The following is a 13,410-nucleotide window of genomic DNA, read 5'->3' as shown; positions in this document are numbered from 1 at the left end:
AATTTGGCATTTTTACTGAATTAATAATCTACTAGTAGTAGGTATATCTTCTAACTTTTGCAATGTATTTTGCCAAACGAATTACTTGATGACTGTATCCGTATTCATTATCATACCAAATGTATAAGACAATATTTTTTCCGTCCGCAGAAACAATTGTCGCGTTACTGTCATAAATCGATGGTTGCGCTGTTCCAACAATATCAGAAGAAACTAACTCATTGTTTAATGAATATCTGATTTGCTCTACCAGTTCGCCTTCAAGAGCGTATTTTTTCATTATTGCATTGAAATCTTCCACAGAAGTTTCTTTACCAACTTCAAGATTCATCACCACCAAAGAGCCATTTGGAACAGGAACACGAATCGCATTTGAAGTTAATTTCCCTGCTAATGCAGGCAATGCTTTGGCAACAGCAGATCCGGCACCGGTTTCTGTGATGACCATATTTAGCGCTGCTGCACGACCACGGCGGTATTTTTTGTGCATATTATCCACAAGATTTTGGTCATTCGTATACGCGTGGATGGTTTCGATATGACCTTTTATCACGCCGAGCGAATCTTCAACTACTTTCAAAACTGGCGTAATAGCATTGGTTGTACAAGATGCCGCAGAGAAAATGGCCACATCATCTGGATTATACTCGTTATGATTTACACCATAAACAATATTTGGAACTCCTTTTCCAGGAGCAGTCAATAACACTTTTTCTACTCCCTTAGATGTTAAATGGCGTTTCAATTGTTCTTCGGTTGTGAATGCACCTGTATTGTCAATAACTAGACAGTCTTCAATTCCGTATTGAGTGTAATCAATTTCTTCTGGACTATTTGCAGTAATAACATGAACTGTAGTGCCGTTAATGATTAGCGCATTATTTTCGGCATCCGCCTGAACAGAACCTTGAAAATCTCCATGAATGGAATCATAACGCAGTAAAGAAGCTCTTTTCTCTAAGGAACTAGCATCATTTTTATCACGTGTTACAATGGCACGAAGACGAAGTTGTTCGCCTTTACCCATTTTGCTCATCAGTTCACGAGCCAGCAAACGACCAATTCTACCAAAACCGTACAAAACAACGTCTTTTGGTTTTAAATTTGGAAATTGTTTAGCATTTTTAAGTTTGTCAATAACAAAAGCACGACTATCGTTATAGTTATTGTCTTCCAAGTGATATTCGTAGGTTAATTTTCCAATATCGATTCGAGAAGGCGGCAAATCTAAATCCATAATAGCACGCGCAATTTCAACAGAATCAAAAATATTGATTGGCTTTTGAACAAATTCTCCCGCATATTCGTGGAAATTGATAATGTCACTCACGTTTCTATCAATTAACTGATTTCTAAAAAGAATCAATTCGATAGATTTATCATACCACAAATCACTTATGATTTTGATTAATTCGACCCCGGCCTTAAGTCGGTCTGCCTGAAACGATAATTCCTTCTCGTATAATTTGTTACTGTCCATAAAATAAATAAGTGTTTAGTTGTGTTGTTTTTCTGTTCCTAAAATTCTGGACATTTTAAAATCCGCTGAATTTTGCGCAAAAATATAAAATAGATACGTTTTACGAAAACGATTTCGTTACTTTTTTATAAAACAAAAAAACCAGTTCAAAAACGGAACTGGTTTTAATGATGATTAACCTCTTAACCTTATAAAATGATTTGGACGATTTGTCCTATTTTGTTTATCATTTGAATATTCACGCTTTGACCTTCGTCTTTTTTATTCAAAAATTTTGAAATCGTTTCAAGATCAGTAGCTTTTACATTGTCCACGGAAAGGATAATATTTCCTTTCAATTGGTCAGCATAAGGTTTCAAACTTTCACTATTAATCTCTTTAATGCGAACGCCATAGCCAATTCTGAATTTCTTTTTATCCGATGCATCGATATCTTCGAGTTGCAATCCTTTAAATTCGGTATTTACAAGATCGTACTTTATTAAAGTAACCGGAACCGATTTGGTTTCGCCGTCGCGCAGGAATGTTACCTGAACTTTGTCGTTTGGTCTTTTGGTACTAATATATCCCGAAAGTTCAGAGAACGTGTTGATTTTTTGGGTATCTAATTTTTTGATAATATCCCCTTTTTTTAAACCTGCTTTTTCCGCACCTGAATTTTTGGTTACTTTATTAATGTAGAAACCTTCTGTGTCATTAATTCCTAAATCTTTGGAAGCTTTGCTGTTCAATTCGCCACCTTCAACACCAAGAATGCCACGCTGAACATTCCCAAATTCCATAATGTCTTCAATAATTTTTCGGGTAATATTCGATGGAACGGCAAAGGAATAGCCAACATAAGAGCCTGTTTGTGAAGAAATCATGGTGTTGATTCCAATTAATTCACCTCGAGTATTCACCAATGCGCCACCAGAATTTCCTGGATTAACAGCTGCATCCGTTTGAATAAAGGATTGGATTCCGCTCGTGTCTAAGTTTCTGGCTTTCGCCGATACGATTCCGGCTGTAACGGTAGATGTCAAATTGTACGGATTCCCAACAGCCAAAACCCATTCACCCACTTTTACTTGATCAGAATCGGCAAAGGTGGAATAAGGGAGTTTCTCGTTTGTATCAATTTTCAACAAAGCGATGTCCATTTTAGAATCGGTTCCAATCAATTTTGCTTTGTATGATTTGTTGTTGTTAAGAGTAACTTCCAATTCGCTGGCGTCTTTAATTACATGATTATTGGTTACGATATAGCCATCTTCGGAGATGATAACGCCTGAACCTGTTCCGATTTGTTCTTGTTGTTGTCCGCCACGTGATCCATAGAAATATTCCATAATTGGATCAGAAACCGTTCGGATTGAAACATTTTTAACGTGAACAACGGTATGAACTGTGCTTTCTGCAGCAGCAGTAAAATCGACTGCTTCGCTAGATAAACCAACAGCTTTACCGTAATTTGTTGGCGCTGTCGTTACCACCGAAGTACGATTGTCCTTGCCTTCTATAAATAATTTATATGCGCCCAATGTGGTTGCACCACTCAATAAAGAAACTAAAAATAAACTTGATAATCGTTTCATAATTACTACTATTTTAAATTATTGGAACGTAAAATTAGATAAAAACAATTTCTGCCCGAACGCTCTTTAACTGTCGTTTAACAATTTTTAAGTTAATCTTAATATTTGCTATATTTGTTGAAGTAAACTACGCTATGAAGACTACATTTTACAAATACGAAGGAACAGGAAACGACTTTATCTTTATTGACAACAGGCAAAACAGTTTTCCAAAAGACAACGTCACCCTTATCGAATCCTTATGTAATCGCCGCTTCGGAATTGGAGCAGACGGATTGATTCTCATAGAAAACGATGCTGAGACTGATTTTAGAATGGTATATTACAATTCTGACGGGAATGAAAGTTCGATGTGTGGAAATGGCGGTCGTTGCATTGTTTCTTTTGCGAAAAGTTTAAATATCATTTCAGATCGAACAACTTTTTTAGCTGCTGATGGACTGCATCATGCTTATATTTTAGAAGACGGAATTATTTCTTTGGGAATGAAAGATGTTACCGAAGTAAAAATCGAAAACGATTATGTTTTTTTGAATACCGGTTCGCCACATCATGTAACGCTTATTGACCGTCTAGAACATTATGATGTAAAATCAAACGGAGCCAAAATACGATATTCCGATTTGTATGGGAAAGCCGGAAGCAATGTCAATTTTGTAAAACAGCTTTCGGACGAGCATTTTCGCTTACGAACCTACGAACGTGGCGTCGAAGATGAAACTTTGTCTTGCGGAACTGGAGCAACAGCAACGGCCATTGCGATGAATGCTAGTGGCAAAACCATTTCACATAAAATTAAATTAGATGTTGAAGGCGGACAGTTGGAAGTTTCATTTGATAAAGAAAATGATAGTTACGTCAATGTTTTTCTAACCGGACCAGCGACTTTTGTTTTTGAAGGAGAAATCGATTTTGATTAACAAATGCTGATTTTTAAAGTTCTGCAATCCAAAATCCCTAAGCTTCAATCTTAAATAAAATATGGTAACATTAAAAGGACAAAATATATATTTACGTGCACTCGAACCTGAAGATTTAGAGTTTGTCTACGCTATAGAAAACGATGAAACTATTTGGGAAGTTAGCAATACAATTACACCTTACAGCAAATTTCTTATTAGGCAATATCTCAAAAATGCCCATCAGGATATTTATGAAGCGAAACAATTGCGATTGGCTATTTGCATAAACGAAAAATTAGAAGCAATTGGTTTGATAGATTTATTCGATTTTGATGTGAAGAATAAACGAGCTGGAATTGGAATTATCATCCAAAACGAAATGAATAGAAATAGTGGCTTTGGCAAAGAAGCATTGGGTTTGGTAATTAACTATGCTTTTGGCCCATTGCAATTGCATCAATTGTATGCAAATATTGGAACCGAAAATAAAGCGAGTATGTCGCTTTTTACTACATTTGGATTTGAAAAAATAGGAGTTAAAAAAGATTGGAATTTTTCCAATACTACTTTTCAGGACGAAGCTCTTTTTCAGTTGATTAAAAAATAAATTTAAACATTCCCGTTTTGAACAGAAATAAGTTTATCAAGGTTTTTGCAATTAGTTTTATTGTTTTTATTGGAGTTATCTATGTAAAGTTCTTCACTTCGGACACAAATTTCGACGAAAAAGAAGTTTATGTTGAGGTTCCAACCGGTTCCAACTATCAGGATGTTGAAAAAATACTTTCTCCATTGGTGAAGAATATGAGTTCGTTCGAATTTATAGCAAACCGTCGTTCGTATCCAGAAAATGTAAAAGCGGGACGATTTCTCCTTAAGAAAGGAATGAGTGCTTTTCAATTGGTTGCCACAATGCGAAGAAATGTTCCCGTAAAATTAGCGTTCAACAATCAAGAACGTTTGGAAAATCTGTGTGAACGATTGAGTTCTCAAATAGAACCCGATACCACAAAATTATTGGAAACTTTTCGCGATCCTGTATTCATGGAAAAAAATGGATTTACAAAGGACAACGTTTTTGCCATGTTTTTGCCTAATACGTATGAAGTATACTGGAATATTTCGGCTGAAAAATTTAGAGGCCGAATGCTTGATGAATACAATCGTTTCTGGACAAAGGAACGCATTGCAAAAGCGGAAGCGCTAAATTTGACAAAAGTACAGGTAATTACGGTTGCATCAATTGTTCACAAAGAATCTGTGAAGAAAAGTGAACGTCCAATTATTGCTGGAGTCTATCTAAACCGACTTAAAGATGGAATGCCACTGCAGGCTGATCCAACAGTAATTTATGCTTTAAAGATGCGTGACAAGGATTTTGATCAGGTTATCAAACGCGTTTTGTATAATGATTTGTTTATTCAATCGCCATACAACACGTATCAGAATGTTGGTTTGCCTCCGGGACCAATTGCTATGCCGGATGTTGATGCTATTGATGCGGTCTTAAATGCACAGAAGCACGATTATATTTATTTCTGTGCTAGCGTAGAAAAATTTGGGTATCATGTTTTTGCTGCTACTTATGAGCAACATCAAGTAAATGCCAAAAAATATTCAGACTGGCTTAATAAACAGGGTACAAACCGCTAATTTTGAAAAGTATTAAAAGTTTAGCACTAGTATTATTAGTATGGTTCTGCCAAATGTCTTATGCTCAAAATTCATTTCAGAATTTTCTAAAGCCTTCGGATACTTTAAATGCGAAACGACTCAAAACTATTGTTATTACTGAAGCCGTTATTGGAACGGCCACTTTGGTTGCATTGAATCAGGCTTGGTATGCCGATTATCCACGATCGGATTTTCATTTTATTAATGATAATGCGCAATGGCTTCAAATGGACAAAGCGGGACACGTTTTTTCATCCTATCATCTCGGAAGTTTTGGTGCCAATGCATTGAAATGGGCAGGTGCAAATCGAAAAAATCAACTTATTTTCGGTTCGACTTTAGGCTTGGCTTTCCTCTCAGCCGTCGAAGTTTTTGATGGATATTCTTCTAACTGGGGCGCGTCATTAGGTGATGTGGCTGCTAATGTTTCGGGAACTGCTTTGTACGTTTCCCAGGAATTAGTGTGGAACGAACAGCGTATTGTTCCGAAATTTTCTTTTCACACGACGCCTTATGCTTCTGCAAGACCAAATGTTTTGGGAAGCGCTATTCAGGAACAGATATTAAAAGATTATAACGGACAAACGTATTGGCTTTCCGCTAATATTCATTCATTTGTCAAAACATCAACGGTTCCGAAATGGCTAAATATTGCTGTCGGATATGGTGGAGAAGGCATGATTACGGGCAATGATGAGTTTGTTAACACAGTTTTTCTTCCAGAAAGCAAAAGATACCGACAATTTTACCTTAGTCTTGATGTGGATTTGACCAAAATTGAAACTAAATCTCATCTTGTTAAGACAATTTTAACAGTTTTTAATTACATCAAAATTCCTGCTCCAACCTTTGAGATTAGGGGCTCAGGAGGAACTAAATTTCACTTCCTTTACTTTTAAAGCATTGATATTCAATTTCCTAAAATAAGTTGTATATTTGCAACCGAAAATATTCATGTCGGTGACAGCGCATGAGAAATAAATTTAAATGATAAAGAAAGGTATATTTTACACTTCAATCCTACTAGTTGTAGCTTTTATAAGCTCTGGTTTTAAACCCTATAATGCCCAAATCAGCGATAATTTAAGCGTTGATTCTTCAGAAGAACTTTCATATGTTTTTCCATCTCAAAATACGATCGACTACGTCAGCCTTAAAATTCCGTACACCGGAAAATATTTTATAGGTTTTAAAGAAGCTCTGGCCCACAAAGAGTCGCAAGGGAAATACAAAAAAATTAACACATTAGGTTATTTAGGAAAGTACCAGTTTGGAAAGGAAACCTTAAAATCTATTGGAATTAATGACAGTGTTCATTTTATGAACAGTCCAAAACTTCAAGAAAAAGCATTTGTTACGCTACTTTCTAAGAATAAGTATGAATTGCAAGATTATATTCGAAATTTCGAAGGTAAAGTAGTTGCAGGTATTAAAATTACCGAATCTGGGATTTTAGCTGCCGCACATTTAGGTGGTGCGGGATCTGTAAAACGTTTTTTTAATTCGAATGGAGAAAGAAGAATCAAGGATGAATACGGAACTTCAATCCGTTCCTACATCAAAGATTTTGGTGGATTTGAAACTGCGGGAATTCTAGCAGTCAAAAATGCTAAAGTGAAATAATTACATCTTGTGAATAATAAAAATAGTAGGTCGGTTGTGTAAATCGACCTTTGTCTTTTTCCAATCCGCCACTCGAAATGTTTTAATGTACTCTGTTGGTAATGTGATGTCAGTTGCAATACAAAGATGCGTGTTGGGTTGTAAACTACTCAATAAATCTTCTAATAACTTATTGTTTCTATAGGGTGTTTCAATAAAAATCTGAGACTGATTTTTTGTATTTGATAAACTTTCGTAATTCTTTAAGGCAGATTTTTTCTCGCCTTTATCAATCGGAAGATAGCCGTTGAAAGCGAAACTCTGTCCATTCATACCAGAACCCATCATCGCTAATAGGATTGAAGATGGTCCAACTAATGGAACAACTTGAATTCCTTTTTCATGAGCTAGTTTGACAATTGCAGCACCAGGATCAGCAACGCCAGGACAACCGGCTTCACTCATTAACCCAACATTTATTCCATTTAAGCACGGAGCAATCATCGAATTGTGTTCGGTAATGTTAGTATGTTTATTCAGTGATGAAAGTCTTAAACTTGACTGAACTTTTTCAGGATTTATGGATTTGATGAATTTACGTGCTGTTTTTTCATTTTCAACAACGTAATCGTCAATAAAATCGATAGCTCGTTTTACTGTCTGTGGCAAAACATCATGTGGATTCATTTCTCCCAACGTTGTTGGGATTAAATATAATTTACCTTTTAAAGTTACTGGTTTCATCTGCAGATTTATGGTTTATTTATTGGTCAGATGTAGTATTAAAGTATTTTAACTGTGTTTTTCAATCAGTTTTTTAGATAAAATATCGCAGGATTCATCAAGCATTTCGTAGACCATATCAAAACCATTTTGTAGGCCGAAATAGGGATCTGGAACATCTACGTTGTCGCCAGGAAAGAGCTCATTTAGAATAAGATGGACTTTCTTTTTTTGCGTTTCATTTTTGGCTAATGCAATAACAGTATCATAGTTAGTGTTATCCATAACATAGATATAATCAAAATCATCAAAATCCCTAGAAGTAAATAGTCTGGCTCTTTGATTGGAAATGTTTAAGCCTTTCTTTTGCGCAGTTTGAATCGAGCGTTGATCCGGTTTTTGACCAAGATGAGAACTGCCTGTTCCAGCAGAATCTACAGTGAATTTGTCTCTAGGAAGTTTAGCCGCTAGAAGACCCTCTGCCAATGGTGATCGACAAATATTTCCAAGACAAACCATCAAAATTTTAACGGGCATACTATTTATTACTAGACTAATTGCTAACTCAAAAAAGGACTTATAGTGATAGTTTTTTATGAATATCTTCTACAAATTTTTTGAACTGTTTATCAGTTGAAACTAAATTATCTACGGTTTTGCAGGCGTGTAAAACTGTTGCGTGATCTCTATCGCCAATTTGAGAACCGATGTTTGCCAGTGAAGATTTAGTAAATTTCTTTGCAAAGAACATTGCTAATTGACGCGCTTGAACAACATGACGTTTTCTCGTTTTGGATTGAAGTGTGTCAAGGTCTAACTGAAAATAATCAGAAACTACTTTTTGAATATAGTCGATAGAAATTTCGCGTTTTACATTTTTAACAAATTTCTCTACCACGCTTTTCGCCAAATCTAAAGTCACTTCTTTTTTGTTAAAAGACGATTGGGCGATTAATGAAATAATTGCTCCTTCAAGTTCTCTGACATTTGATTTAATGTTACGTGCTACATATTCTATAATTTCATCGGGCATTTCCACACCATCGCGATATAAAATATTTTTTAAGATAGAAATTCTGGTTTCATAATCAGGCTGGTGCAATTCAGCAGATAATCCCCATTTGAAGCGCGACAATAAACGTTGTTCAATGTCTTGCATGTCAACCGGTGCTTTATCTGAGGTAAGAATTACTTGCTTGCCATTTTGATGCAGGTAATTGAAAATGTGGAAGAATACATCTTGAGTTCCTGTTTTTCCTGAAAGGAATTGAACATCGTCAATAATCAACACATCAATTAATTGGTAGAAATGAATAAAGTCATTTCTATTATTCTTTTTGACTGAATCAATATACTGTTGTGTAAATACTTCAGCAGAAATATATAAAACTGTTTTTTCAGGATATTTATCTTTTATTTCAACGCCAATAGCATGTGCTAAGTGTGTTTTTCCTAATCCAACACCACCAAAAATCAATAAAGGATTGAATGATGTTCCTCCTGGTTTATTGGCTACAGCCATACCAGCAGAACGTGCTAATCGGTTAGAATCTCCCTCCAGGAAATTGTCAAAGCTGTAATTAGGATTTAGTTGAGACTCAATTTTTAAATTTCGTATTCCTGGAATTACAAAAGGATTTCTTAATTCGGGATTTAGATTTTTGAAAGGAGCATCAACATCTTGTGATTTTATAGGGCTGCGGTGCGCACTAGGCAATTGTTCCGTAAACGGTTGTTTATTGCCATAAGTGTTTTCCATTTTGATTTTATACAGTAACTTTGCATTTTTACCAAGTTCTTTAGTTAATGCAACTTTCAACAATTTCACATAATGTTCTTCAAGCCATTCGTAAAAGAATTTGCTTGGCACTTGAATGTAGAGAGCATTGTCAGTTAGTTCCACTGATTTAATCGGTTCAAACCAAGTTTTGAAAGCTTGTTCTTGAATATTGTCTTTTATAAATAGGAGACAGTTTTCCCAGACCGATTGCGCAGTTTTGCTCATATTTGGTTTAAAATTATAGTATTTATGTATTAGGTTCTAACTCAAAAAAAACAACGAATGTTTTAATGTTTTTCGGGGTAACAAATATGTGAATAAATTTCGTTAAAAAAAATTAAATAGGCATTGATTTTTTAAAAATATTGTCGTAGAGGCAAATTTAAATTTCGTTAAAAAGCAATAAAATCAGATGAAAGAACATCAAATTCAGGTTAGGGTACGTTATTCAGAAACCGATCAAATGAGTGTGGTTTATCACGGTAATTACGTTCCGTATTTTGAGATGGGTCGAGTGGAATGGCTAAGGAACAAAGGGATTTCTTATAAATCGCTTGAAGAAAGCGGAATTGCACTTCCAATAGTTTCAATGACGATAAATTACAAAAAACCAGCGCGCTATGACGACTTACTTACAGTAATTACAAAGTTTAAAAATCAAACGTCTGTGAAGATTGAATTTGATTGTGAAATTCGCAACGAAAACAATGAGTTATTAACAACTGCTCATTTTATATTGGTGTTTGTAGATGTAAATTTGGGGAAAGCAATTCAGCCACCAAAATACATTTTGGACATTATGAACGATTAAATTTTTTTAATCGCCACTTCAAACAAACTTGAATAAATGTCGAAAATTAATTCGGCATTTTTTTTTCGGGTTGCTATTTCAATTTGGCAACTTTCATCCATTTGTTGTGAAATTATCTCTAAGTTTTTCTCTTTTATGATTCGCATTACTTTATTCATGTTTTTATAATCAAATGAAAGATTGAAATGAATGTTAATTGTTTTTTCAACGATTTCCGATTCTCCTAAAGCCATTTGTGCTGCAGTTTTATAAGCTGTAATTAATCCACCAACGCCCAATTTTACGCCACCAAAAAAACGAACGACAACAACTAAAATATTGGTTAACCCAAAAGACTGAATTTGTCCATAAATGGGCATACCTGCCGAATTACTGGGTTCTCCATCATCATTCGCGCGAAATTGGATAGTTTCCGTTCCCAGTTGGAACGCATAGCAAAAGTGACCGGCTCCAAAATGTTGTTTGCGTAAATTGTCTAAATGAGATTTGACTTCATCTTCGGTAGTAGTTAGTGGAAAAGCGTAACCATAAAATTTACTGTTTTTTTCTTTAAAGAGAATTTCAGTAGAAGGGAAAGCTATAGTTTTATAAGTGTCAATCAAAACTTTAAAAAAATTGGTATTGATAGTGAAGCTGATTTTTTATAAAGGCAAATGTTTTTTATCAAACAAGTGAACCACATCTTCTTCGCCAACTTGCAAATTCCAGACGTGTAATCCTAAAGATGCTGCAATGTCTGTATTCTCTTTTTTATCATCTACAAACAAAGTGCGCTTGGGTGATAAATCGTGTTTTCTAATTATGGTATTAAAAATTTCAGGATCTGGTTTTCTCATTCCCATTTCATAAGAATAATATACTTTTTCAAAACAACGATAAAAATCCGAATAGAATGACATGCCCACTTTATGTTCGAAACGACTGATGTGAATAGAATCGGTATTGGTCAAAAGAAACAAACGGTATCTGGTGGAAAGCAATTGCAGAAACTCTAATCTACGTAACGGAAAATCGCCAATGACCGAATTCCACGCATTAACTATTTCTTGGATTCCTGCGTCTGGAATGTATTTTAGGAAACAATCAATGAATTGAGTCTCGGTTATTTTACCTTTTTCAAATAAATCATTGTGCGTTAGTAAATCTTCATTTGGACCATTTAATCCTAATTTTTGGAATTCTTCCAGCGATTTTTCTTTTCTAAGATTAATAAAAACATCTCCAAAATCGAAAATTATAGTGTTAATCATGGTTGAAAAATAGTTTTAGTTGGTCTTTTTTTGCGGTTTTTATTTCGGATTTTTCATTTAAAACAGGAGCTTTAATTCCGTTTTTCAAATGAGTAGTGCCAATAAAAACTCTGGCTTCGTCCCAAAGTGAATCATCTATAAAAGCTTGAAGTGTTTGTCTTCCGCCCTCTATTAATACAGATTGAATACCATATTTGTATAGAATATGGGTGATATTTTTGGTTAGCTTTGAATCAAAGATAGCATTTTCATAAATACAATTTTCACTAGATGTTATATTTTCTTGTTCTGTAATTATGACGGTTTTAATTGCATTATCTTTTACATGATGCTTTTGACTGATTTTTCCACTTTTGTCTAAAACAATGCGAATTGGATTTTTGCCAAACCAATCGCGAACGTCTAATTTTGGATCATCCTCTAAAACCGTGTTGGTTCCGACCAAAATTGCTTGTTCTTCACTGCGCCATTTATGAACCAATTGTCTTGAAAATGCATTCGAAATCCAAACCGGTTCTTTTTTATCTTTACTCATCGGAGCAATAAATCCATCTGGACTTTCGGCCCATTTTAATATAATATAGGGTCGCTTTTTGTTATGATATGTGAAGAATCTTTTATTGAGTTCGTTACATTGCTTTTCTAAAACGCCAACGGTTACATTCACACCATTTTCCTGAAGTCTTTGGATTCCAGTTCCGGCAACTTTGCTGTTTGGATCAATAGTTCCAACAACAACATTTGGAATTTTATATTTGATAATTAAATCACAACAGGGTGGCGTTTTTCCAAAATGACTACAAGGCTCTAATGAAACGTAAATCGTAGCTTTTGGTAATAACGATTTGTCACGTACCGAATTTATAGCATTCACTTCAGCATGAGCATCGCCGGATTTCAAGTGCCAACCTTCACCAATTATTTTTCCGTTATATACAATTACGCTGCCAACCAGAGGATTTGGATAAGAAGTTCCCAAACCATTTTTGGCTAATTGTATGCACCGTTTTATGTAATTTTCATGTATATTCACGCAACAAAAATAAGACATTACTTTTAGAATGAATGAAATCCTAATAAGAGAAATCCAACTGCAAGATAACGAACAAATTGCTGCAGTAATCCGTGAAGTTTTTGTTTCGGATGGTTATCCAAAAACCGGAACTGCGTTTGCTGATACACAACTCGATTTTATGTTTGAAGCTTATGATAAACCAAGAGCAATCTATTTTGTGGTGGAAAAAAAAGGAAAAATTATAGGTGGAGCAGGAGTAAGTCAATTAGATAATTCAACTGAAAACATTTGCGAACTACAAAAAATGTATTTCCTGCAGGAAGCGCGAGGTAAAGGGATTGGTTTTCAACTGATACAAATTTGTTTTGAAAAAGCAACAGAATTCGGCTATCAGAAATGTTATCTCGAGACGTTACCCGAAATGCTGACGGCGCAAAATTTGTATAAAAAAGTTGGTTTTGAATATATTGATCAACCAATGGGAAATACAGGTCACACCACTTGTCCGGTTTGGATGATAAAACAATTGACAATTGATAAGAAATCATTGTTGTCCGATAAAAGTAAATAAAAAGAAGCCAAATTAATGGCTTCTT

15 protein-coding genes are annotated in these 13,410 nt (G+C 34.9%); 7 read left to right on the top strand and 8 right to left on the bottom strand.

All coding sequences use genetic code 11. The features are described 5' to 3' along the window. Positions 1 to 31 precede the first annotated feature (31 nt). Both PSU83_RS01380 and PSU83_RS01375 read right to left on the bottom strand, forming a co-directional pair. Positions 32 to 1,480: a glyceraldehyde-3-phosphate dehydrogenase gene (locus PSU83_RS01380; protein ID WP_300585870.1), complete on the bottom strand. Its 1,449-nt coding sequence runs from the start codon at positions 1,478 to 1,480 to the stop codon at positions 32 to 34. A gap of 188 nt (positions 1,481 to 1,668) precedes the next feature. Continuing rightward, positions 1,669 to 3,057 (bottom strand): trypsin-like peptidase domain-containing protein, encoded by a 1,389-nt coding sequence (locus PSU83_RS01375; RefSeq protein ID WP_300585868.1) that lies wholly within the window; start codon positions 3,055 to 3,057, stop codon positions 1,669 to 1,671. A gap of 134 nt (positions 3,058 to 3,191) precedes the next feature. Here PSU83_RS01375 and dapF point away from each other — a divergent pair, with 134 nt between their 5' ends. The 5 genes from dapF to PSU83_RS01350 all read left to right on the top strand — a co-directional run bounded on the left by dapF (position 3,192) and on the right by PSU83_RS01350 (position 7,256). Continuing rightward, positions 3,192 to 3,977: a diaminopimelate epimerase gene (gene dapF, locus PSU83_RS01370; protein WP_300585866.1), complete on the top strand. Its 786-nt coding sequence runs from the start codon at positions 3,192 to 3,194 to the stop codon at positions 3,975 to 3,977. 61 nt (positions 3,978 to 4,038) lie between these two features. After that, positions 4,039 to 4,566 carry a GNAT family N-acetyltransferase gene (locus PSU83_RS01365; protein ID WP_300585864.1) on the top strand — a complete coding sequence of 176 codons (528 nt, stop codon included), beginning with the start codon at positions 4,039 to 4,041 and terminating at the stop codon, positions 4,564 to 4,566. 17 nt (positions 4,567 to 4,583) lie between these two features. Then, the gene (gene mltG / locus PSU83_RS01360) at positions 4,584 to 5,612 is read left to right on the top strand and encodes an endolytic transglycosylase MltG (RefSeq protein WP_300585862.1); all 1,029 of its coding nucleotides are present in this window, start codon (positions 4,584 to 4,586) and stop codon (positions 5,610 to 5,612) included. Positions 5,613 to 5,665: 53 nt separating this feature from the next. Continuing rightward, on the top strand, positions 5,666 to 6,532 hold the full coding sequence (locus tag PSU83_RS01355; protein ID WP_300585939.1) for a DUF2279 domain-containing protein: 867 nt from the start codon (positions 5,666 to 5,668) through the stop codon (positions 6,530 to 6,532). An 88-nt stretch (positions 6,533 to 6,620) separates the two neighbouring features. Beyond that, on the top strand, positions 6,621 to 7,256 hold the full coding sequence (locus PSU83_RS01350) for a peptidoglycan-binding protein LysM (RefSeq protein WP_300585859.1): 636 nt from the start codon (positions 6,621 to 6,623) through the stop codon (positions 7,254 to 7,256). On the opposite strand, the gene PSU83_RS01345 is transcribed toward PSU83_RS01350, so the two are convergent. Genes PSU83_RS01345 through dnaA form a run of 3 tightly spaced genes read right to left on the bottom strand, consistent with a single transcriptional unit; the run spans position 7,257 to position 9,963 of the window. Continuing rightward, positions 7,257 to 7,979, bottom strand: a complete 723-nt coding sequence (locus tag PSU83_RS01345; protein ID WP_300585857.1) for an SAM-dependent methyltransferase — start codon at positions 7,977 to 7,979, stop codon at positions 7,257 to 7,259. It lies immediately after the preceding gene. A 48-nt stretch (positions 7,980 to 8,027) separates the two neighbouring features. Further along, positions 8,028 to 8,495, bottom strand: coding sequence for a low molecular weight protein-tyrosine-phosphatase (locus tag PSU83_RS01340; RefSeq protein ID WP_300585855.1), 468 nt, complete (start codon positions 8,493 to 8,495; stop codon positions 8,028 to 8,030). Between the two features lie 40 nt (positions 8,496 to 8,535). Further along, positions 8,536 to 9,963, bottom strand: coding sequence for a chromosomal replication initiator protein DnaA (gene dnaA, locus PSU83_RS01335; RefSeq protein WP_300585853.1), 1,428 nt, complete (start codon positions 9,961 to 9,963; stop codon positions 8,536 to 8,538). A 187-nt stretch (positions 9,964 to 10,150) separates the two neighbouring features. On the opposite strand from dnaA, the gene PSU83_RS01330 reads away from it, so the two are divergent. Beyond that, on the top strand, positions 10,151 to 10,549 hold the full coding sequence (locus PSU83_RS01330; protein ID WP_300585852.1) for a thioesterase family protein: 399 nt from the start codon (positions 10,151 to 10,153) through the stop codon (positions 10,547 to 10,549). Here the strand turns inward: PSU83_RS01330 and PSU83_RS01325 are convergent. Genes PSU83_RS01325 through ribD form a run of 3 tightly spaced genes read right to left on the bottom strand, consistent with a single transcriptional unit; the run spans position 10,546 to position 12,832 of the window. Continuing rightward, positions 10,546 to 11,151 (bottom strand): YigZ family protein, encoded by a 606-nt coding sequence (locus PSU83_RS01325; protein WP_300585851.1) that lies wholly within the window; start codon positions 11,149 to 11,151, stop codon positions 10,546 to 10,548. The two genes, PSU83_RS01330 and PSU83_RS01325, sit on opposite strands and share 4 nt — an antisense overlap. 39 nt (positions 11,152 to 11,190) lie before the next feature. Next, a complete protein-coding gene (locus PSU83_RS01320) occupies positions 11,191 to 11,799 on the bottom strand; it encodes an HAD family phosphatase (protein ID WP_300585849.1) in 609 nt (202 codons plus the stop codon). Further along, positions 11,792 to 12,832, bottom strand: coding sequence for a bifunctional diaminohydroxyphosphoribosylaminopyrimidine deaminase/5-amino-6-(5-phosphoribosylamino)uracil reductase RibD (gene ribD / locus PSU83_RS01315; protein ID WP_300585935.1), 1,041 nt, complete (start codon positions 12,830 to 12,832; stop codon positions 11,792 to 11,794). The genes PSU83_RS01320 and ribD overlap by 8 nt, the downstream gene beginning before the upstream one ends. Positions 12,833 to 12,860: 28 nt before the next feature. Here ribD and PSU83_RS01310 point away from each other — a divergent pair, with 28 nt between their 5' ends. Beyond that, entirely contained in the window at positions 12,861 to 13,385 is a 525-nt protein-coding gene (locus tag PSU83_RS01310; protein ID WP_300585847.1) for a GNAT family N-acetyltransferase, read from the top strand. Positions 13,386 to 13,410: the final 25 nt, after the last annotated feature.

The organism is Flavobacterium sp., from assembly GCF_029945805.1.
Classification (GTDB): Bacteria; Bacteroidota; Bacteroidia; order Flavobacteriales; family Flavobacteriaceae; genus Flavobacterium.
Note: the sequence above shows the minus strand (reverse complement) of the source record. Positions and strands in the feature narration are given on the sequence as shown.

What these genes read in the sequence shown, in the direction of transcription:
- PSU83_RS01355 (WP_300585939.1), top strand. Translation starts at nt 5,666, where the DNA reads ATGTCTTATGCTCAAAATTCATTTCAGAATTTTCTAAAGCCTTCGGAT.
- PSU83_RS01310 (WP_300585847.1), top strand. Translation starts at nt 12,861, where the DNA reads ATGAATGAAATCCTAATAAGAGAAATCCAACTGCAAGATAACGAACAA.
- PSU83_RS01340 (WP_300585855.1), bottom strand. Translation starts at nt 8,495, where the DNA reads ATGCCCGTTAAAATTTTGATGGTTTGTCTTGGAAATATTTGTCGATCA.
- PSU83_RS01380 (WP_300585870.1), bottom strand. Translation starts at nt 1,480, where the DNA reads ATGGACAGTAACAAATTATACGAGAAGGAATTATCGTTTCAGGCAGAC.
- dnaA (WP_300585853.1), bottom strand. Translation starts at nt 9,963, where the DNA reads ATGAGCAAAACTGCGCAATCGGTCTGGGAAAACTGTCTCCTATTTATA.
- PSU83_RS01365 (WP_300585864.1), top strand. Translation starts at nt 4,039, where the DNA reads ATGGTAACATTAAAAGGACAAAATATATATTTACGTGCACTCGAACCT.
- dapF (WP_300585866.1), top strand. Translation starts at nt 3,192, where the DNA reads ATGAAGACTACATTTTACAAATACGAAGGAACAGGAAACGACTTTATC.
- PSU83_RS01345 (WP_300585857.1), bottom strand. Translation starts at nt 7,979, where the DNA reads ATGAAACCAGTAACTTTAAAAGGTAAATTATATTTAATCCCAACAACG.
- PSU83_RS01375 (WP_300585868.1), bottom strand. Translation starts at nt 3,057, where the DNA reads ATGAAACGATTATCAAGTTTATTTTTAGTTTCTTTATTGAGTGGTGCA.
- PSU83_RS01320 (WP_300585849.1), bottom strand. Translation starts at nt 11,799, where the DNA reads ATGATTAACACTATAATTTTCGATTTTGGAGATGTTTTTATTAATCTT.
- PSU83_RS01330 (WP_300585852.1), top strand. Translation starts at nt 10,151, where the DNA reads ATGAAAGAACATCAAATTCAGGTTAGGGTACGTTATTCAGAAACCGAT.
- PSU83_RS01350 (WP_300585859.1), top strand. Translation starts at nt 6,621, where the DNA reads ATGATAAAGAAAGGTATATTTTACACTTCAATCCTACTAGTTGTAGCT.